This window comes from Leptospira ainazelensis (genome assembly GCF_016918785.1).
Taxonomy (GTDB): domain Bacteria; phylum Spirochaetota; class Leptospiria; order Leptospirales; family Leptospiraceae; genus Leptospira; species Leptospira ainazelensis.
In genome coordinates, this window is the sequence record NZ_JAFFPT010000027.1 from 23,460 (window position 1) to 43,485 (window position 20,026).

At 44.9% G+C, this 20,026-nt stretch carries 15 protein-coding genes; 8 read left to right on the forward strand and 7 right to left on the reverse strand.

What is annotated here, in order from left to right; genetic code table 11:
- The first annotated feature begins 80 nt into the window (after positions 1-80).
- Together JWG44_RS07755 and JWG44_RS07760 are read left to right on the forward strand one after the other, a co-directional pair.
- A complete protein-coding gene (locus JWG44_RS07755; RefSeq protein WP_205274395.1) occupies positions 81-3,713 on the forward strand; it encodes an Ig-like domain-containing protein in 3,633 nt (1,210 codons plus the stop codon).
- 695 nt (positions 3,714-4,408) lie between these two features.
- Positions 4,409-8,032: an Ig-like domain-containing protein gene (locus JWG44_RS07760; RefSeq protein WP_205274396.1), complete on the forward strand. Its 3,624-nt coding sequence runs from the start codon at positions 4,409-4,411 to the stop codon at positions 8,030-8,032.
- Between the two features lie 246 nt (positions 8,033-8,278).
- Here JWG44_RS07760 and JWG44_RS07765 read toward each other — a convergent pair whose 3' ends face one another.
- Both JWG44_RS07765 and JWG44_RS07770 read right to left on the reverse strand, forming a co-directional pair.
- Positions 8,279-8,821 (reverse strand): hypothetical protein, encoded by a 543-nt coding sequence (locus JWG44_RS07765; protein WP_205274397.1) that lies wholly within the window; start codon positions 8,819-8,821, stop codon positions 8,279-8,281.
- A complete protein-coding gene (locus tag JWG44_RS07770) occupies positions 8,818-10,167 on the reverse strand; it encodes an MFS transporter (RefSeq protein ID WP_205274398.1) in 1,350 nt (449 codons plus the stop codon). Before JWG44_RS07770 ends, JWG44_RS07765 begins: the two co-directional genes overlap by 4 nt.
- A 168-nt stretch (positions 10,168-10,335) precedes the next feature.
- Here JWG44_RS07770 and JWG44_RS07775 point away from each other — a divergent pair, with 168 nt between their 5' ends.
- The 3 genes from JWG44_RS07775 (at position 10,336) to JWG44_RS22455 (ending at position 12,477) form a co-directional block, all read left to right on the forward strand.
- Positions 10,336-11,433 (forward strand): helix-turn-helix domain-containing protein, encoded by a 1,098-nt coding sequence (locus JWG44_RS07775; RefSeq protein WP_205274399.1) that lies wholly within the window; start codon positions 10,336-10,338, stop codon positions 11,431-11,433.
- 110 nt (positions 11,434-11,543) lie between these two features.
- Positions 11,544-12,200: a helix-turn-helix domain-containing protein gene (locus tag JWG44_RS07780; RefSeq protein ID WP_205274400.1), complete on the forward strand. Its 657-nt coding sequence runs from the start codon at positions 11,544-11,546 to the stop codon at positions 12,198-12,200.
- Between the two features lie 145 nt (positions 12,201-12,345).
- Complete coding sequence (locus JWG44_RS22455; protein ID WP_269752201.1) at positions 12,346-12,477, forward strand: hypothetical protein; 132 nt, start codon at positions 12,346-12,348, stop codon at positions 12,475-12,477.
- A 613-nt stretch (positions 12,478-13,090) separates the two neighbouring features.
- On the opposite strand, the gene JWG44_RS07785 is transcribed toward JWG44_RS22455, so the two are convergent.
- Positions 13,091-14,152, reverse strand: coding sequence for a saccharopine dehydrogenase family protein (locus JWG44_RS07785; RefSeq protein WP_205274401.1), 1,062 nt, complete (start codon positions 14,150-14,152; stop codon positions 13,091-13,093).
- 145 nt (positions 14,153-14,297) lie between these two features.
- Here JWG44_RS07785 and JWG44_RS07790 point away from each other — a divergent pair, with 145 nt between their 5' ends.
- The gene (locus JWG44_RS07790; RefSeq protein ID WP_205274402.1) at positions 14,298-14,816 is read left to right on the forward strand and encodes a GNAT family N-acetyltransferase; all 519 of its coding nucleotides are present in this window, start codon (positions 14,298-14,300) and stop codon (positions 14,814-14,816) included.
- 333 nt (positions 14,817-15,149) lie between these two features.
- Positions 15,150-15,794, forward strand: a complete 645-nt coding sequence (locus tag JWG44_RS07795; protein WP_205274403.1) for a GNAT family N-acetyltransferase — start codon at positions 15,150-15,152, stop codon at positions 15,792-15,794.
- A 103-nt stretch (positions 15,795-15,897) separates the two neighbouring features.
- Here the strand turns inward: JWG44_RS07795 and JWG44_RS07800 are convergent, their stop codons facing one another.
- Positions 15,898-16,092, reverse strand: coding sequence for a hypothetical protein (locus JWG44_RS07800; RefSeq protein WP_205274404.1), 195 nt, complete (start codon positions 16,090-16,092; stop codon positions 15,898-15,900).
- Between the two features lie 193 nt (positions 16,093-16,285).
- Between JWG44_RS07800 and JWG44_RS07805 the strand changes: the two genes are divergently transcribed.
- Complete coding sequence (locus tag JWG44_RS07805; RefSeq protein WP_205274405.1) at positions 16,286-17,614, forward strand: sterol desaturase family protein; 1,329 nt, start codon at positions 16,286-16,288, stop codon at positions 17,612-17,614.
- Between the two features lie 6 nt (positions 17,615-17,620).
- Here JWG44_RS07805 and JWG44_RS07810 read toward each other — a convergent pair whose 3' ends face one another.
- From JWG44_RS07810 to JWG44_RS07820, 3 genes are all read right to left on the reverse strand, one after another.
- Positions 17,621-18,367 (reverse strand): hypothetical protein, encoded by a 747-nt coding sequence (locus JWG44_RS07810; RefSeq protein ID WP_205274406.1) that lies wholly within the window; start codon positions 18,365-18,367, stop codon positions 17,621-17,623.
- A 91-nt stretch (positions 18,368-18,458) separates the two neighbouring features.
- The gene (locus JWG44_RS07815) at positions 18,459-19,652 is read right to left on the reverse strand and encodes an LIC_12337 family protein (RefSeq protein WP_408611913.1); all 1,194 of its coding nucleotides are present in this window, start codon (positions 19,650-19,652) and stop codon (positions 18,459-18,461) included.
- Positions 19,649-19,849: an LIC12338 family lipoprotein gene (locus JWG44_RS07820; protein ID WP_205274408.1), complete on the reverse strand. Its 201-nt coding sequence runs from the start codon at positions 19,847-19,849 to the stop codon at positions 19,649-19,651. Before JWG44_RS07820 ends, JWG44_RS07815 begins: the two co-directional genes overlap by 4 nt.
- Positions 19,850-20,026 lie beyond the last annotated feature (177 nt).

The window sequence follows — 20,026 nt, forward strand, 5'->3', positions numbered from 1 at the left end:
ATGCAATCAAGACTCTACGTTATAATTGTGCTACTATATTCAGTCTCAAAAGGCATTGAGAACCGATGCGGAGACCTAACATGAAACCATTTTTATCCTTACCTATGATTCTCGTTTTATCCTTTTTTTCTTTTGTCGATTGTTTGGATAGAGGTTCCAACAACCTCCCTCCGATCTTTTCCTATATCGATCTCAAAAGCGGAACCCCGACGGTTCCGTTCGGCGTTTCACAAATCAGTCCGGGCTCGAGCGTGAGCGGAGTCACTTTGAATACTTCGATTCAAATAGGCTTTAATCGAAATTTGGATTCTTCCACGATCAACTCGTCGACCTTTCGTTTGGTTCAAGGTTCGACTCCGATCCCGGGATCTTTCAGTCTGACAAACGCGGGAGTTGTCTTCACACCTTCTTCTTCCCTTGCGTCCACCACCGTTTATACGGTAACTCTTACCAAGGAAGTCAAAGCCGCGGATGGATCCTCTCTTGGAGATGATTTTTCCTGGAACTTTACGACTTCTTCCACGGTGGATACGACGGCTCCGATCGTTTCCCTCACGACTCCCTTAGTTTCCGCGGTTTCCGTTCCGGTCAATACTTCCGTCAGCGTCGCGTTTAGCGAGACGATGAACTGCGCCTCCTTAAACACGACCTCGTTTCAACTAAACAATGGAGCCGTCGTCGCGGGTACCGTTTCTTGTTCTGGATCCACGGCAACGTTTACCCCTTCCGCGGCTCTCGCCTTTAACACGAGTTATACGGCAACGATTTCGGTGGGGGCCCAAGATCTCGCCGGAAATCCGATAGCTTCCGCCTTCAGTTGGAATTTTACGACCGGGTCCGCTCCGGATTCTACCCCGCCTACCGTTTCTTTTGTAAACCCCTTGAACTCTTCCGTGGGTTTTGCAATCAACGGTTCTCTTGCGGTTGCATTTAGCGAAACTCTCAACTGTACAACTTTGACGACCGCGAGTTTTGTTTTAAGCGACGGATCCGCAGTCGCCGGAACCGTCTCCTGTCTTGGAACCACCGCTTCTTTTAATCCCACGGCGGCTCTATCGTATAACACGAATTACACGGCAACGATTACGACTTTTGTGAAGGATCTTTCGGGCAACTCCCTTGCGGCTCCGTTCTCTTGGAGTTTTACGACCGGGTCCGCTCCGGATTCTACCCCGCCGACGGTTTCCTTGGTGTCCCCTTCCAATTCTCTTTCCGGGGTTGCGGTCAATACCAGTGTAAGCGCGGTTTTTAGCGAGTTTGTGGATTGTACGACTCTGACTACCGCGAGTTTCACTCTCAACGGCGGTTCCGCAGTCGCTGGTACTGTGAGTTGTTTGGGAACTTCAGCCACCTTTACTCCGAGCGCGGTCCTTTCGTATAACACCGCTTACACGGCTACGATTACGACTGCGTTGAGAGATCTAGCGGGGAATTCGATCGCGGCGACCTATAACTGGAGTTTTACTACGGGGGCCGCTCCGGATTCTACACCGCCGACGGTTTCGGTTACAAATCCTCTGAATTCTTCCGTAGGATTCAGCGTCAACGGAGTGATCAACGTCGCATTCAGCGAAACTCTAAACTGCGGCTCCGTCACCGCCGCGAGTTTTACTCTAAACGACGGATCGGCTGTGGCAGGAACCGTCGGTTGTTCCTCCACGACCGCGACGTTTACTCCTATATCGACACTTTCGTATAACACGTCTTATACGGCCACGATCACGACTGCGGTTCAGGATCTCGCTGGAAATTCAATCGCTGCTTCCTATATTTGGTCCTTTACAACCGGTTCCGCGCCGGATGTTACGGCTCCGACCGTTTCCATCGTAAATCCGATCGCTTCATCCGGTGGAGTCGCAACAAACACGACGATCACGGCTGCGTTTAGCGAAGGAATGGATTGTACTTCCTTGACGACCGCTACGTTTACTCTCAATAACGGAGCCGCCGTGGCCGGAACCGTTTCCTGTTCCGGAACCAACGCGGTTTTTACTCCGAGCGCGGGTCTTCTTCCGGGGACTTCTTACACGGCAACAATTCTGATCGGGGCCAAAGACTTGGCGAACAATTCGATCGTTTCAAACTATAACTGGAGTTTTACGACCGGAGCCCTTCCGGATACGACCTCCCCGTCCGTTTCGATTCAAAATCTTATGAACAAGAGTCTTTTAGAGACAGGATTTGTGATCGGAACCGCTTCGGACGCAAGCGCTGTTTCGCTTGTGGAAGTTTCCATCGATGGAGGCGCTTATACGACCGCATCCGGAACCACAACTTGGAACTTCAAACTTCCGTCCGGAGCCGCCACTTGGACAACGGGTTCGCAACATACGATATCGGTTCGAAGTACGGACGCGTCCGGAAATGTTTCAACCATAACCTCCGCGCAAGTAAGAAAGGGAACCAACAAGGACGTAAACGGAGACGGTTATGTTGATCTTATAAGCGGAGAATACGGACAAGGCCTTGTCTACATATTTCATTCTTCCGGAACCGGGGGAATCACTGCGACCAATGCAAGTTTAGCAAATCGTTATATTGTCGGATCGGTAACGGAAGAATTCGGTAGAACGGTTACGTTAGGAGATCTCAACGGAGACGGTTACGCCGACGTGATCGTCGGAGCTCCGGCGGCAAACGCTTTTGCGGGAAGAGTATATGCTTTCTATTCTTCGGGAAGCGCGGGGGTAAACATCTCCTTTGTCGCGTTTGCATCGGCAAGAATCGACGGAGTCGCTGCAGGCGAAAAATTCGGAGCCGCGATCGATACGGGCGACGTAGACGGAAACGGATACGCGGATCTTATCGTAGGAGCTCCCAACTCGACAACTTCTCGAGGAAGGGTTTATATCTTTCATTCTGCGGGAGCCGGCGGAATCGTAGATTCAAGCGCAACTACCGCGGCCTGCACCTTAACCGGAACTGCTTCCAACGATCTATTCGGAAATTCAGTAGCCTCCGGAAATATCAACGGGGATATCTATGCCGACGTAGCCATAGGTTCTTACGGTTACAACGGTCAAAGGGGAAGGGTTTATATCTATCACGGAAGTTCTACGGGTCTCGGCGCAATCAGCACGACACTTTCGAACGGAACCGGAGTTGTAGGAGACCAATTTGGATTCTCCATCGCGGTCGCGGACGTAAGTGGAGACGGTTATTCCGATCTCATCGCTAGCGCTCCATTTCTAAATAGCGGCCGAGGTCACTTAGTGATCTATTCTTCCAGCGCAACCTCCGCCGGAATTTCCACGTTCACAGGTTTGGGAGCCGCGACTTATATCATCCAAGGAGTTACGGTCGACGATCATTTCGGCTATTCTTTGAAGGCGAGAGATCTGGACAACGACGGAAGGGCCGATATCATCGCAAATTCTACTCCGAATTCGCCCGCCCAAGGACTTGTTTCCATTTTTATGACTCCTCTCGTTGGCTTTACAAACGCAGGCACCGCCTCTCTTACCATGACCGGACCGTTGAATGATCTCTACGGATGGGGACTTGCGACGGGAGATATAAACGGAGACGGATATGCTGATCTTTTGGTGGGTTCTCCGGGTTACAACAACGGAACGTTTCAGGGACGAGTCTATATTTTCCATTCTTCCGGGACGGGTTTGACCACGAATTTACCCGCTTCCGCTTCGAGAATTATAGACGGTTCCGGACTCAACGGTGGAACCGGAAACTGGTTTGGAATCAATTCCTATTAAGAACTTGTCCTAAAACCTGTCGAGCGCCTAGGAGAAACAAGGCGCTCGAGTTTCACAAGAATGTAGGAACTCCAATGAAAATTTATCAACAATGCATCCTTTAGAAAGTTCATAAATTGCTAAAGGGACTGAATCTGTTGGAACTCCATCGTTTTTACTGCGAGCCAAACAGAGTTCTCATACGGAGAATTTTGAGGTTCTGGGCAAGTTTTAAGAATTTTTTGAGAAAGGCTTTTTTTGAAATCCAGGACAGAAAAAAAAAGCCCTTTTGTTTTTCGACAAACCGGACGAAACAAAAAGACAAAAACTCTTTTGTTTCATTCTTATCTTAGAATCCGAACGGATTTCCAAAAAGAAATCATCCTTTGAATTTCTAAAAACGAAGGAAGAAAGAAAAAACTTTTTCTTCAAAAAAAAAATCAAAACAAAAGAATTTTTCTCCTTTCTACAAAAAAAATTCATAACCGCCAACAACCGATCTCTCATTAAAGAATTTTTCAATTCCCATTACGTCGTTTGCCATTCCAAAAGTAATTCCTTCGGTTTAGAAAAAACTTTCAGTCGCAAATTCGAACCAATCACGCTGTCGGATGATAAAGTTTTCACGTTATAACGCAACCGGATTTTAACGTGTAATTTTGATATTCTTTCGGTCAGTGGAAGAGTCGATTCTTGCGACGAGAGGTGAACAGTTTATGAAACATTCAACAAAAGTAATTTTGATACTTTTTATTTTCCTATTTCAAAATTGCGTGAAAGGTTCTAGTTCGCAAAATCCACTGTATGCTTTTCTTACGTTTCCCGGAGGCGATGCCGTTTTTGGAGTCTCCCAAATCACGCCGGGTTCAGACGTTACAGGTGCTCCTCTCAATACATCCATCCAGGTTGGGTTTAATCAAGAGATTGATCCTTCCTCCATCAGCAACTCCTCATTCCGATTGACCCAAGGTTCCACACCCATAACCGGAACGATAACCACCACTTCAAAGAGCGCGATGATTACTCCTTCGAATCTTTTAGCCTCCTCTACGGTCTATACCGTTACGCTCTCGAAAGGGATTCTGGCAAGCGACGGTTCCACTCTGCCCGAAGATTATTCCTGGAATTTTACAACTGCGTCCACGGTGGATGCGGTTGCACCCGTCGTCTCTCTAGTTACGCCGGCGAATTTACTGACCAATGTCGGAGTCAATACAAACGTAACCGCAGTCTTTTCAGAGGTGATCAACTGTGCGACCCTAACTGCCGCAAGTTTTACACTCAACGGTGGTGCTGCTGTAGCAGGAACCGTAAATTGCGCAGGGACATCCGCAACCTTTGATCCGACACCCGTTCTCGCTTACAATACAATCTACACCGCGACTCTCACAACGGCTGTCAAAGACCTCGCAGGAAATTCGATTCCTGCAACTTACTCTTGGTCCTTTACCACAGGAGCTGCCCCTGATTCTACTTCTCCTGTCGTTTCCTTAGTCACACCCGCAAATCTATCCAATGGCGCAGGAATCAATGCAAACATAAGTGCAGTCTTTAGCGAAGCCATGGATTGTACCACGATCACTACCGCGAGTTTTACTTTGAGCGATGGGGCCCCAGTCGCAGGGACCGTAAATTGTTCCGGAACTTCGGCGAGCTTTGATCCCACATTAGCTCTTGCTTACAATACAAACTATACAGCAATTCTTACGACCACGGTAAAAGACGTGTCCGGGAACCCAATGACCGCAAATTATTCCTGGAATTTTACTACAAGTGCAGGGCCGGATATGACAGCGCCAGCCGTCTCTTTGGTTACGCCGGCGAATTTACTGACCAATGTCGGAGTGAATACAAACGTAACGGCAGTCTTCAGTGAAACAATGGACTGTGCAACCCTAACTACCGCAAGTTTTACGCTCAACGGTGGAGCTGCTGTAGCAGGAACCGTAAATTGCGCAGGAACATCTGCAACCTTTGATCCGACACCTGCTCTCGCTTACAATACAATCTATACGGCAACTCTTACAACGGCCGTCAAAGACCTCGCTGGAAATTTGATTCCTGCAACTTACTCTTGGTCCTTTACCACAGGAGCCGCTCCTGATTCTACTTCTCCCGTCGTTTCCTTAGTCACACCTGCAAATCTTTCCAATGGCGCAGGAATCAATACAAACATAAGCGCAGTCTTTAGCGAAGCCATGGATTGTACCACGATCACTACCGCGAGTTTTACTTTGAGTGATGGGGCCGCAGTCGCAGGGACCGTAAATTGTTCCGGAACTTTCGCGACCTTGGATCCAACACCCGCTCTTGCATACAACACAAACTATACGGCAACTCTTACGACCACGGTAAAAGACGTGTCCGGGAACCCAATGACCGCAAATTATTCCTGGAGTTTTACAACCGGAAATGCACCGGATATCACCGCTCCTTCGGTAACAATTGTAAATCCTTTAAACGGAACGACAGGAGTCGCAGTGAACTCGAATATCACAGTAGCCTTTACTGAATCGATGGATTGTACCACGATCACTACGGCGAGTTTTACTTTGAGTGACGGGGCTGCGGTTCCGGGAACCGTGACCTGTTCAGGCGCTACCGCGACCTTCGATCCAACCGCAGCTTTAGCCCCGGGAACTTTGATTACGGCCACCATTGCAGTAGGAGTAAAGGACCTAAGCGGAAATCCTATTGCCGCACCGTATTCTTGGTCCTTTACAACGGGAGCCGCGGTTGATGTGACTCCACCTACGGTTACGATCGGAAATCTGAAAAATAGAACAATCCTTGAAAGCGGATTTATTATTGGAACCGCCGCAGACGATAGGGCGGTTTCCTCCGTAGAAATTTCTATCGATGCCGCTCCTTATATTAATGTCACGAGCGGAACCACAAACTGGATCTATCAGCTTCCGACGGGAGCCACCACCTGGAAAACGAATTCAGTACATACGGTTAGCGTTCGCAGTAAGGATTCGGCAGGTCTTTATTCAATTACAACGACGGTTACGAATATCCGAAAAGGAATCAACAAGGACATTAACGGCGATGGTTACGTCGATATGGTATCGTCCACCTACGCGGGTATTGTTTATATCTTTCATTCCTCCGGAACTGCAGGGATCACCACGACGATCTCTTCTGCTGCCAGTCGGTATATTGTTGGAGGGCTAACCGAGGACTTTGGAAGAAGCGTAACGTTGGGAGATATAAATGGGGACGGATACGCGGATCTAGTTATAGGCGCACCTCTTTATAGCGTAGCCCTAGCGAACCGAGGAGCAGCGTATATCTTCTACTCTTCAGGAAGCGCTGGAATTACCATCTCCTATGCAGGATTTGCCTCCGCGAGAATCGTAGGCGCCGCCACCCAAGATAGATTGGGTTCCAGCATAACTACGGGCGATATCAACGGGGATGGGTATTGGGATCTGGTGTTAGGAGCCCCGGGTTCCGGAACCAATGGGAAAGTGCATATCTTTCATTCAACGGGTACGAACGGAATTACCGCAGTGGATACGACAACGGCAAACTGCAACTTAACAGGCGCGGCCAGCGAATCCCTTGGAAACGCACTCGCCTCGGGAAATATCAATGGAGACGTTTACGATGACATTGTTATAGGAGCATACAACAACAACGGAGCGAGAGGTAGGGTTGTCGTTTATCACGGAGCGGCGGCGGGATTAGGAGCTGTAAACACAACTCTCGTAAATAATACCGGTAGCGCCGGTGGTGACTGGTTCGGATTTTCCATTGCCACCGGAGACGTCAATGGGGATGGATTTGCCGATGTGGTTGCCGGTGGAATTATGATCAATGGAGCCAGAGGTCAACTCTACGTATTTACTTCCAACGGGGGCAGTGGAATATCCAATACCACAAATCTTAGTTCGGCCCCGCTCATCATTCAGGGCGTGAATGCAGCCGCGCCGGGACCTGCGGACGCACTCGGAGGCTCTATTGTGGCAAAAGATTTGGACACAGACGGAAGAGCGGACATCGTCACGGCCGTTTCCAATGGTGGCAATGGAACGGTTCATGTATTTATGACTCCCGCTACTGGGACAATCGGCGCTTTTCTCAATACGGGGAACGCGACCAGATCCCTTGCCGGAACAGGTGCATTCGGACTGAGCGCCGCGACTACGCTGACTTGCCCGATTTCAGCCGGAGATGTCAACGGAGACGGTTATACGGATCTCTTGATCGGCGGTGGTGCGGGAGTCTATATCTTCCATACTTCCACCACAGGTATGAGCACAAGTGATCCAAATTTTGCTTCGAGTATCATCAGCTCCGCTCCGGGCGGAGGGATCGGAAGCGTTACCTTCTGATCAAATCGTATTCTGGCGGAGATTCGGATCAAAATAGAAACGTTTTATCCGCTGTAAAACGTAGATTCTAAGAATTGAATTAGTAGATCCTAATAATAGAATCTATTAATCTTTCTGAACAAACAAACAGAGAATTCCCTTATTCGATGATGGACAAAGTATCTATCCTTCCATAAAAGGCCTCGAATCTTTTATGGAAGGATGGGCGTTTAACGAAGCTTACAGTCTGCCAAAATTAAGAATTTTTTATTCCTGAGAATTCGTGTTCCATTCTTGACCTTGATTCCCTATCGATCGCAAAAGGGAAAAACCCAATCCGATAAAACCGGCGCCGAATAAAATGCCCGCCAACAGAAACAACCAAGTCCATCCACTCGCAAAAAAGTCGAAAGAACCGAGTAGAACGGAAAGAATCCAAAAACTCGGAATCCATTTGGAAAGAATATTCCACTTCCATGAATCGATCCCGATCAAAACCAAACCGAAGGAAAGAATTCCCGCGCCGTAAGGATAGACATTCCACCCCGCCGCAGATTCATCCGGTCCTATGAGTAAACCGATTCCGATCATGGAAAAAACAAATCCTATCCACGCGGAAATTCTTAGCTGTTCGTGATAACGAAAGTAAAAACCCAAGACTGCAAAAAGAATACAGATATCGATAGCGGAATAAAGTATTTCCAAATAGAAACCTGATAAAAATTCTACGGCAAACGAAGCGACGCCGCGCAGACATCCCGCCGCAATCGCCGAATAAGCTCCCAAACTTACTAAAAATTCCTTTTTCATACATCCCTCCCATTCATTCTAATTTTAGAATATTCTAATGGAGTTTTAACCTTTGATACGAAAAACAGAGCCGCCACATTAAAAGCGACGGCGAAAAAACCGACCACTTCGAAATTTTGATAGGGAGAATGAACGTCTTTGACGGAAAGAACCGCTCCTCCGATGGAAGCCCCGATTCCGGAAGCAAGATTTTGAATCGCGGAAACAATCGTCATAAATCTTCCTCTTTGTTTTTGATCCGCGCTGGAAGTGATCAACGCCATCGCCGGAATCAAACGTGCGGAAACCAGCGCGAAAAAACCGCTTGTACAAAGAACAGTCAACACAATCGAACCGGGTTTTAGATTTGTGAAAAAAAGAATCGGAACACACGCAAGAGGAACCAAAATATAAAACATTCTTTTTTTACCGTAACGATCGGAAAGAGATCCGATCATCCTCGCCGAAAAAAAAGTGATCGATCCTCCGATGAGATAAATGAGAGACAGGTGATCCTTGGAAACTCCCACGTTCCTTTCCAAATAGGGAGCAAAAAATGGAATGACCGTAAATCCTCCGAGAATCACGGAACCGATCAACAGATACGATGGCAGATAACGTTTCGAACCGAAGATCTCTCTAAGACCCTGTAGATTCGATTCTTCCTTGTTTTGTTTTTGTCCGACTTTGGGTAAGATCAAAAACATCGCCAGTAGAATCAAAAGACTGACGAGAACTATCGAAAGAAAGATCGCGTTCCATCCGAAAAGACTTGAAATTTTCAAACTTGCTGGAACGCCGATAACTGCAGAAGCGGAAAACGCCGCCATAATCACACCGGTCGCCCTTCCCCTTCTCTCTTCCGGAATCAAATCTCCCACAAATGAAAAAAGGACGGAACTTATGATTCCTCCGAACGCTCCCGCGAGAATTCTTCCCATAAACAAGATCCAGTAAGAATCTGCAATTCCACAAAGAAGGGTTCCCAGGATAAAACCGGAATACAAAAAAAGCGCCGAAGTCCTTCGATGGAATCGATCGATAAACAAAGAACTCAAAATTCCCGCAAAAAACGCGCTGTAAGTATAGGAAGAAATCAAAATCGAAAATTCTTTCGGAGTGATTTGAAACTGATTTTCAAAGTTCCTTCCCAAAGGCATCATGATCATAAAATCGAGGATGTGGGTAAACTGGATCAAAGACAAAAGAAAAACAAAACAACCTTCAGAGGAAAAAAATCCTTTGGCCTTCCTGAACAAAAATTCCGATTTGGATCCGAATTCTATTTCCTCTTGTTTTGACAAATCGCCGAATCGAAACCCTTCCCCCGCGTTCGTCGCGGGAATAAGTCCAATCTCATCATTCATATTCTTGACTCCGTTATTCATTGAGTTAAGAATACTTCGAAAAACAGCGCTTCTCCTTGAATCGTATAAGATAGAAGATGGCTTTGGATAAAAAGCAAGAAATTGACTTTTTGAAAATCCAAATTCACTTGTAAGTTTGGTTCGATCGGATTTATATCGGATTCGTCTATGCTAGAATTTTATTCTTCTTTTGCGGAAGCCTTGATTCAATTCGGAGGCGGACTCGGTTTACTCATGGGCTTGGGGCGATATCCGGCGCTCAAAGAAAAAAACCTCCGAACCTTTTTTGTTTCCGCGCTTTTTATTTCCGTTGGAATCACTCAGTGTATTCTTTCCGGATTTTTTAGCGGATGGATCTTTCAATCTCCGATTTGGATCGTTCTGCTTCCGATCTCGATCGCAACATACGGCCCCGTCGAACACTTTTACACAAACTCTCTTCTAAAAGAAAAATTCGATTTCGGTTGGAAGGAAGGACTCCATCTGGTTCCTTTGATTCTGATTTTTCTCTTTGAAATTCCATTCTTTCTAAAAACGGCAGATGAAAGAACAAAAATCGCGGGCGATGTCTGGTTTCAAAACGGATCGGATCCGATCAATCTCCTTATCTATTTTTCAACCTTCTGTGCGACCGGTTACAACCTTTATCTTTTTTGGATCTACTTTCGAAACTCGAAAACCGCTCCGATCCTACCAGCGTTTCGTATCGGAATTTTTTTGATTCCTTTTCGTTTGATCGCGACGTTGTTTCTTATCTATGGACACTATTCTTTAAACTTTACTCTCTTAAAAACCGGCGGCGTTTTGATCAGCATTCTTCTCATCCAATTGTATATTTTTTCCGTCGGAAACCCGGAATCTCTTGCCCTGTTTATCCAAGAGGTAAGAAAAAACCGTTATGAACGTTCTCTTTTGATCGGAGTGGATATGGAATTCATCCATAAAAAACTGAACGAATTTATGGAAGAACGTCAACTCTACAAACAGGAGGATCTTACTCTCAAAGAACTGGCCGACTCGGTTTCTCTGACGGGTCATCAGCTTTCCGAATTTTTAAACGAGAGGATAAGAATGAACTTTCCAAGTTTTATCAACCAATATAGAATTACGGAAGCTCAAAAACTTCTTCTCAAAGAACCGAAACGGACGATTCTTTCGATCGCTTACGAAGTCGGTTTCAATTCAAAGTCTTCTTTCAACCAAGCCTTTCTTCGTTTTACGGGGAAAACTCCCAAAGAATTCCGTAAAAAAAGATCGGGTTTATAAATCCCTCCCTCGTTTTTCGTACTCATTTATAGATCCAGCCGAATCGACTTCGCAAAAAAGATAAAATGCGAAATAGAAAATTTTTCTTTTTCGAAAACGAGGTCTCTCCTATGAAACAAAACGATTCTATTTCTTACCAAATCGATTCCGCTCAAACTCTCGTCTTAATCTCCGCTTTCGGAATTCTTCTTTCATCCGAACCTCTTCTATTTTTGGTGTTTGGTTTGTCTTTGCTTGCGAATCGGAAATGGATTTTTTCCTTTTTGGAAATTCAAAATTCTTACTTAGCCGTTTTCGACAAAGCCGATCGAAAAAATGAAAAGTTCGAGTTCCTAGAAAAAACATTCGTATCGGAGAATATTTCGATTCCCGAAAAAAAGAATCCGTTTTTGGAAGGTTTGGATTTGGAGCAACAAAAAGAAAAATTGGAACGTCTGATGACCGAGGAAAGACTTTTTCTGGATGAAGAACTCAGACTTCCTTCTCTGGCCGAAGAAATGAAACTTTCCTTACACTGTCTTTCCGCGTTGTTAAACGAAGTCATCGGTAAAAGTTTTAACGAGTTCGTAAACGGATTTCGAATCGAAGAAGCAAAACAAATGCTCATAGAAGAAGAGGACCGTTCCGTGTTATCGATCGGTCTTGCGGTCGGATTTAATTCCTACTCCGCTTTCCTAAGATCTTTTATCAAATTCGAAGGAATCACTCCTAAAAAGTTCAAAAAAGAACAACGCGAACATCTTAAAAAAAACGTTCTATCATCTTAAAGTTTCACAAGATAAAATAGGATTCTGTGATATTCTTTTTTCCATGAGGTATCATTCTCTATCCCGGAAGGAAGATGACTCTTACGACTTCTGACAAACGGAAGTTTTTGAAAACATTTTGTTAATAACTCAAGGTCGATTGGGAATGGATCGTAAAATTGAAATTCAATCCTACCCGGATCGTGAGAAAATCCTTCCTGATTTGGAAACATTACGAGTTGAAAAATTCAAAGAAGGATTTACAAATTCCAAAAAACGTAAAGAAACGATCTCTTAAAAAGGATACAAGGGAAATCGGATTTTCATATCCGGATTGAAATCGCGGAATCTATCTTTTTGACCGTAAGCGATTCCAATCAAAAAAAGGCTTTTGAACACTCTTGTGATGGATTGTGATTCTGTGCTTTTGGGTTTGGGAACGGCGGACGGAGAAGAATACGACGGTGAAGAGAATTCTATCCTCAAATGATTCGGGATGAAACTGGCCTAACGCCTGAAAACGTTCGCAACGTTTATAAACTGAAATTTTCCGCTTATGAATAGTTATTCAAATCGGAATCGTTTTTCGAAAATAAATCGGTTCATCCCCCGACGTGGATCATAACCTTACCCACAAAAAAGTTAAGTAAACAATTTCGAATCAGGAGATCCCAATCAGAGCTTTTGTAGGAGTTCCGACAAAAGCTCTGAGAGAGAATTCTACTTGCAAAAAATATGATTTTGTGATAGAGCAAAGTCACCCGATTTTTTCCGCCACCCGCCCCTCCACCCAAAATTTCAGGGCGGGGCGCGCGACTTTTCACGGAGGATTGTCGTTGTTCCGACAAACTCTTATAAAGATTCAGTTCCCTTATGGGTACGTGGATGGGCCGTAAAAAACCGTAAGAAAATCAGGATAAGATCTTTGTTCCCGGAATTTCCAAAACGAACTTCGAACCGAAAACGGTCGCCGGAGTCGTAAAACCGGCTTGTGTTTTACCCTTCTCCACCTTAGCAATGGCGGCTAACGCAGATTCCATCGTAAATTCGTAACCTTCCGCACATCGCATCCGAATCGAAACCTTTTTGGAACTCGCTTCCGTCCAAGCCTCACCCCAAAGAAGAACGGAACCGTGCTTTCTTTTTTCGTCGTCCGGGCCGCTAACCGTAATCTCCACGAGTTTCTGGACTCCTTTCAAAATCAGAGAACTTTTGAGAAGCGCTGTAGTGGGTTGTAACCATTTTAAAAGTTTTGCCTGTGCGGCCGGCAAAGAAGAATAAACCGTGATATTGGGAATTGCGGTGGATATAAACGCGGTAAACACGTCTCCCCAAGGAATCGCAAAAAACTCTGCGTAACTGCCGCTGACTTCTACGATTTTTTTTAGACTCAACTGAGGAATGTTTTCGATCTTTCCGTTTCTTCTCACCTTACTTCCAAAAGGCAATTGTGCGAGCGCGCTTTTGAGAGTTCCTCTGGAAATATCGGTAAAGCCCGAAAATCCGAGTTCTAAAAAATGAGCCTTGGGTAGTTTCTCTTTCAGCATCACCGCAAGACAATCGGTAGGAACGATGTCAAAACCGACTCCCGGAAGGAGCATTACTTTTTTTGCAACTGCCTTGGAAGAAAGCGCATAGAGTTTTTCATAAACCGGAATTTCTCCCGTGATATCCAAATAATGAACGCCGGCTGCGATACAAGCATTCGCCATAGGAACCGCAGTCTCCACAAAAGGGCCTGCACAGTGTAAGACGGCAAAACAGTCCGCGATCTGGCTTTCGACTTCAGCCGCGTGATCCAAAGAAAAAATTCGATAAGAAAGTCCGAGTTCTTCCGCGAGAGGGCGAATCTTGAGTTCCGATCTTCCCGCAAGAACGGGTTTGAATCCCCTTTCCGCAGCTTTTCTTGCGATCAGCTCGCCCGTATAACCGTTTGCTCCGTAAAGAAGCCAGTTCTTTTTCTTAGCCGCCATAAAGACCAGATATTGCGTTTGGGGATGAATTCGTCAAGTTTTGAGGGAAATTTATAACATAGGAAGGAAAGAATATTACGAAGAGAATTGACGATCAAAACTTTTTGTGGATCCTTTTGACGAGAATTCGATTCTCCCTCGTCCTTTGACAGATAAAATGAACATTCTTTTAGAACCAATTTCGGAAAGACATGCGGATTCGATCGCGATCCACGCGAATTCCGAAAACGTATTTTCCGGTTTGAGAGGAGTGTTTCCGTTTCCTTATCTTCTTCAAGACGCACTCGACTATATTCATTCCAGTCTTCGGGATTCCAGATCCAGAACCTTTGCGATCGTATATGAAGAGCAGGCGATCGGAGTGATCAATTTGATATTTAAGGAAGACGTCTATCGATTCAACGCGGAGATCGGATATTGGATCGGTGAAAAATTTTGGAATCGGGGAATTATCACAGAAGCGATCGCATCCATCATAAATATTGCATATACGGAACACGGGCTCCACAGGATTTACGCGGAAGTTTTTTCCAACCGCCCCGCCTCGGTAAAGGCCCTCGAAAAAAACGGTTTCGTTTTGGAGGGAACCCAAAAAGACGCCGTTTTTAAGAATGGGATCTTTCTGGATCAATGGATCTATGCACGTCTACGTTCCTCAAGATAAGCCAAAATCCGTCTCCATAAAACTTCCAACACTACAAAACATCCTGGAATTTACGAAAGAATCGGAGTCCTGTGAAAACTTTCTTAAGAGGGGACGGTCCTCCGTTTTGTGTTCAATCTAAAAAAGAAAAACGAATTCGGTTCAAAATATAAATAAATACCGAAAAGAAAAGTTACGGAATCGACCGATCCTGTTTGGGATTGTTGGCGTTTAAAAATGGAAAAACAATAGAAAAATTTTTTAAGGATAACTTCTAATTCAAAATCAAGAAACTCCGTCCGATAATAGATGATAACGCTATAGATAAATAACAGTAACCAATCAATGAATAAGATGACAGAGGAAGAAATACCAGAGTATAACATCTTTATGATGTGCGAGAAATTGAACGATCACTCACTCACGAATTTGAGTTCCGATTATTATTTTAGGAATTGCCGACCTGAAGAATTGGAAATATGGAAAGCCTTTCCTTTCGATTCAGAAACTGTACCCGCGGAATATCAAGATTTTATGAATCAGATTATTATGGACTCTTACGGTTCGGATATGAAAACTTTTTATAAGAACACAATTTTTGTGTGCAACAAAGATGATAAGCCGATAGCAACTTGTTCGCACTGGAAAGCATACCGAAAATTCAATTCCATTCATTGGTTAAAAACTTTAAAGCAATACGAAGGGCAAGGTTTAGGAAGGGCCGTACTTTCAGAAATTATGCGAAAATTTGTCAAAGAAGATTACCCCATTTACATTCACACTCAACCGGGAAGTTTTAGAGCCATTAAACTTTACTCTGACTTTGGCTTTAAACTATTAAAGGGAGGAAAAATCGGACACAGAACAAATGAACTTGAGGAATGTTTGCCTATTCTAAAACAATTTATTCCAGCCAAAGACTTCGAAAAGCTAACGATAGTCGATACTCCGGTAGACTTTATTAAATTGACCGAAAATGAAACAACCATTCAATTCTGATCCTCGAAAATGTCTCACTCGAACGAATTCAAAAGGATTTATTTTTCTTTGTGAAAAGTCGGTTTCAGTACGAAATTTAAGATCTGCAAACGAACCGCAAAGACTATTTAGTAAGAGTCATCCATTCCTGCGAATGAAACTTGAGACAATCGAATCTTGTCAAAAGAATCGAAATTCCCGGAACCGAAAAAATACCGTAAGCGGACGACGTTGCAAAAAAACGGAGATTGGATTCGTGTCTCAAGTTATGCAAAAAGAAAAACATTCCTCTCAAAAAAAACCATAACCTGATCTGCAAGCGGGTCAAAACTTCCAAAGAATTTGTCAGAACAACGACAATCTTCCGTTAGGCGAAACCTCGACCAAGGATGTCTTTAATTATAACAAACGTAATCTTAAAATTGGCCGATGGAACCCTGGTTCTATTTTTTGAATTGACTGATCCGGAATTAGAGGAATAAACTCAAACCAGAACTAATTTGGGCGGCTTTATGGAAATCAATCTAGTCACGATCGCAATTCCATTCTTCTTTTTACTCATTTTTATAGAAATGGGATATTCTGCGTATCGCAAGCGAAAACTCTATCGATTGAACGATTCAATCAACGATCTGTCTGCGGGAACCGCGAGCGAGGTAATCGGAGTCTTCACGAAGATGGTTACTTTTACCGCATACATCTATCTTTACAACAATTTTAGAATTTTCAACCTTCCGTCTTGGCCGGGTGAGGCAATGTCGATCGTTCCCGCGGGAGTATTCGGACTCGGTTCCACAACCTGGGCTTGGATCCTTGTGGTCGGAGTTTGGATTCTTTGTGGAATCGGATACGATCTCGCCTACTACTGGAACCACCGTCTCAGTCACGAGGTTAACTTTCTCTGGGCGGGACACGTTGTGCACCATCAGAGCGAAGAATACAATCTAACGGTTGCATTGAGACAAGCGGCTTTCCATGGAATTTTTACCTGGGTCTTTTACCTGCCGTTGGCTCTGATCGGTTTTTCACCGATCGTCCTGATTCTCAACGGACAAATCAGCCTGATCTATCAATTCTGGATCCATACAAAAGCGATCGATAAACTTCCTCGTTGGTTTGAAGCGGTCTTCAACACCCCTTCCCACCACCGAGTGCACCACGGAATCAATCCAAGGTATATCGATAAGAATCACGCCGGAATTCTGATCGTTTTCGATAAACTATTCGGAACCTTCGAACCCGAAACCGAAGAACCGGTTTACGGAACGGTCAAACCGCTCCAGAGTTTTAATCCGATCTGGGCAAACCTGCACTATTGGTCCGAAATGATCGAACTCGCTTGGAAATCCCCTCGTTGGTCCGATAAGATCAAGGCCTTTTTTGCGGCCCCCGGCTGGAGACCCAAAGAACTCGGAGGACAATATCCGATTCCCGAAGTATCCGCAAAAACATTCCATAAATATGATATAGAAATTCCCAAAGGGTTGAGTATTTATTCTCTCGTTTGGTTTGTTCTCACCGTCTCCCTAGCCTTCGGAATGCTCCTAAAAGTAAAAAGCCTTCCTTGGTTCAATATCGGAGTGATCAGCGGAATTACGCTCTTCTCCCTTCTCACGTTAGGCGGAATCTTAGAAAGAAAACGTTGGGCTTTGTTTGCCGAACCGATTCGTCTGGCGATTTTAGTCGTGGGAGCGTATGCGCTTTCCGGCGTTTTTAATATTACGATCGGAACATTGGCCTTGAGCGCGATTTCCGCGATTTGGTTTTTGAGTTATCGTTCTTCCTTTGTGGAAGGAAAGGAAATCGATCCGGTCCAAGACATTCTGAGAAGAACCGCCTAAGTTTCCTTAGGCGTCTGTCTTATGGCGGAACCAAACGTTCGGTTCCGCATATTCTCCTAAATTTAAGTCTCGGTCGATGACGACCGGGACAAGACCTCCCGGAATCGCAAACTCGCCCGACTTCGGAAACTTCAAGTTGGTCCATTCTTCCCATTCCAAAATCGTTCCTTGGATCCACATGGATTTTTTTTCGACGCGGATTTGTTTCGCGCCGGCCTTTTCGTGAACACGAATCCAAGGATCTTCCGAAAAACCGTCTTCCCTTTTTCTTTCTAAATATTCTTCCATGGATAAGAATGGAAATTTTTCTTTTTGATTCGGTCTTACGCAGGCGAACAAATGGAGAATGCCCTGAGACGCCGCATTCTTTTTGAGCGCCGAAAGAATCGTATGAGACAAACTATAGCCTCTGAATTCCGGAAGAATTTCGATCGACCAAGCGCTCGCTGAATTGGATCGAACCCCGTTTTCCAAATCTTCTATCCCTTTTAGAACCGATTCCCCCCAACCTTTTGGCAAATTCTCCTCGTCACCGTCCCAAAAAAAGGGAACTAACTTTCCGGTTCCGGCGATTCTTCGATCCTTTGTGAGCGCGACACAATGTAGGTTCGAAAATTTTTCCACAATCAACGAATAAGATTTTTTTCCTATCGGATCCTGGTTTAGAAAAACGGGCCAAACGTCGAGGTCCAATTCTTCTTTGGAAATTCCTTCGTCAAAGGCTTGGGCAAATGTGATCAGTTGAAATTCCATTCTTAAATTCAAAAAAGAAATAAGAGAAGAATTGAAAACAAAAAAGCCCCCGATTCCGGAGGCTTTTAAAAAAAGAAAGGACGAGTGAAAATTAAGGAACCGTCGCAAAGGTTACCGTAATCGCGTCCACATAGGCTTGTGTAAGAGTGTCCCAACTGGAACCGGCTGGAGTTGTAGTCGCTGCCGATTTTCCTACGGTTCCCACTCGATCATACAAAGAATCCACTCTGGAAGAAGGAACGTAATCCGTTGGAATCGCGGAAGAAGCCACACCCTCCGCAACGAATCCGTTAAAATTAAACAGACCATAGGTTGGTGTAAACGGAATAAACTGATTCACGGTCGATGTGCAAGTAATCGCTTGTCCGGATGTGATCGCGGCTTGTTCCAATCCTCCCTTCGCGGTTACGTTTAGATTTCCGTCCAACTTTTGGCTATAGGCAAGTTTGTAGTATTCTCTTCCGGCTCCGGGACAAAGACCCTGGTTATGCGCGTAACCGAGCGCGGTTGTTCCCGCATTGATCGGAACTAAGTCCGTGGTTCCCGCAAAACTAACAACGGATTTGAAACAAAAGATCGTTTGATTGTCCATCTCTTCCAAGATCACTCTTCCCGTATCCACGTCTTGACCCAGCGCATCCGCACCGAGGGTTCCTTTCCAAGAATACGTCTGAATCAAACCTTGATTTGCAAATCCGGTAACAACCGGTTGTACAACATAACTTTCGATGATCGCGGTCGCACCGCTCCAACGAACCGGATCCAAACGACTCAATTGATAGAGAAGTACGGCCCCGTCTCCACCCGCTTCTCTCGGATTATCATCGAAGAAAAATTGGAGCGCGGCTTGATTGTCGCTCGTGGAACGAAGCTCGAAAAAATTCGTATAAGACGCGGCGGCGGCTAACGTAGTCGGTTTGTAGGAAACCGCTCCCGAATTCAATTTTAAACGGAGAGTAAAGGATTGTCCGCTCATAACTTGATTGGGGAGAGTGAGGTTTACGGTTGTTCCCAAAGGAAAATTTTTACGGATCGCAAAGATCAAATCGTCCATAAAAAGGGAGTTCCCTCTCGCCCAAGTCGCCGACTGACGCACAAATCCCCAGGTGTCGGCGCTCGCTTTGAGAGGTTGTAACAATTCCAGACGCACCGGAAACGGTTTTGGAGAATCCTCTCTTACAAAAAATGGAACTCGATCCGAACGAAACGTAAGTCCGGTTCCGAGAAAAAGAAACACAGCGAAAGAAAAGTAGATCCAAGTTTTTTTCATGGTCGGTTTCCTCATTGAGCGATTCCCTTAGGGACTATGATAAAAAAACCGGTTTTACTTTGTTCCACATAAGGTTGACTTGCGATCCAAAGAAGAGCTCCGATCTGAAGGTCGTCATTTTTTTCCTCTTTTTTACAAGCTCCGAAAAAAAGAGAAACCACAACCGCCGCGGTTAACATTCCCGCAGAAAGAAACATACGAAATTTCTTCATAAAATATCCTCCCTCGTACACCGAGGTCCATACTCAATTAACAACAGATACATTTGTTATTTTCAAATGGAAAGAATTTGTATCCTTTTAAAAGTATCCAAAGCAAACGTTTAGTCAATCAGATTCTCTTCATACGCCCTTCTAAGCGAATATCTTTTTTAGTAGTTTTTTATAACA

Bases quoted from the DNA above. Each gene is read 5' to 3' on its own strand.
- JWG44_RS07815 (WP_408611913.1), bottom strand. From the start codon at position 19,652: ATGAGGAAACCGACCATGAAAAAAACTTGGATCTACTTTTCTTTCGCT.
- JWG44_RS07775 (WP_205274399.1), top strand. From the start codon at position 10,336: ATGCTAGAATTTTATTCTTCTTTTGCGGAAGCCTTGATTCAATTCGGA.
- JWG44_RS07760 (WP_205274396.1), top strand. From the start codon at position 4,409: ATGAAACATTCAACAAAAGTAATTTTGATACTTTTTATTTTCCTATTT.
- JWG44_RS07820 (WP_205274408.1), bottom strand. From the start codon at position 19,849: ATGAAGAAATTTCGTATGTTTCTTTCTGCGGGAATGTTAACCGCGGCG.
- JWG44_RS22455 (WP_269752201.1), top strand. From the start codon at position 12,346: ATGGATCGTAAAATTGAAATTCAATCCTACCCGGATCGTGAGAAAATC.
- JWG44_RS07805 (WP_205274405.1), top strand. From the start codon at position 16,286: ATGGAAATCAATCTAGTCACGATCGCAATTCCATTCTTCTTTTTACTC.
- JWG44_RS07795 (WP_205274403.1), top strand. From the start codon at position 15,150: ATGACAGAGGAAGAAATACCAGAGTATAACATCTTTATGATGTGCGAG.
- JWG44_RS07785 (WP_205274401.1), bottom strand. From the start codon at position 14,152: ATGGCGGCTAAGAAAAAGAACTGGCTTCTTTACGGAGCAAACGGTTAT.
- JWG44_RS07780 (WP_205274400.1), top strand. From the start codon at position 11,544: ATGAAACAAAACGATTCTATTTCTTACCAAATCGATTCCGCTCAAACT.
- JWG44_RS07810 (WP_205274406.1), bottom strand. From the start codon at position 18,367: ATGGAATTTCAACTGATCACATTTGCCCAAGCCTTTGACGAAGGAATT.
- JWG44_RS07770 (WP_205274398.1), bottom strand. From the start codon at position 10,167: ATGAATGATGAGATTGGACTTATTCCCGCGACGAACGCGGGGGAAGGG.
- JWG44_RS07765 (WP_205274397.1), bottom strand. From the start codon at position 8,821: ATGAAAAAGGAATTTTTAGTAAGTTTGGGAGCTTATTCGGCGATTGCG.
- JWG44_RS07755 (WP_205274395.1), top strand. From the start codon at position 81: ATGAAACCATTTTTATCCTTACCTATGATTCTCGTTTTATCCTTTTTT.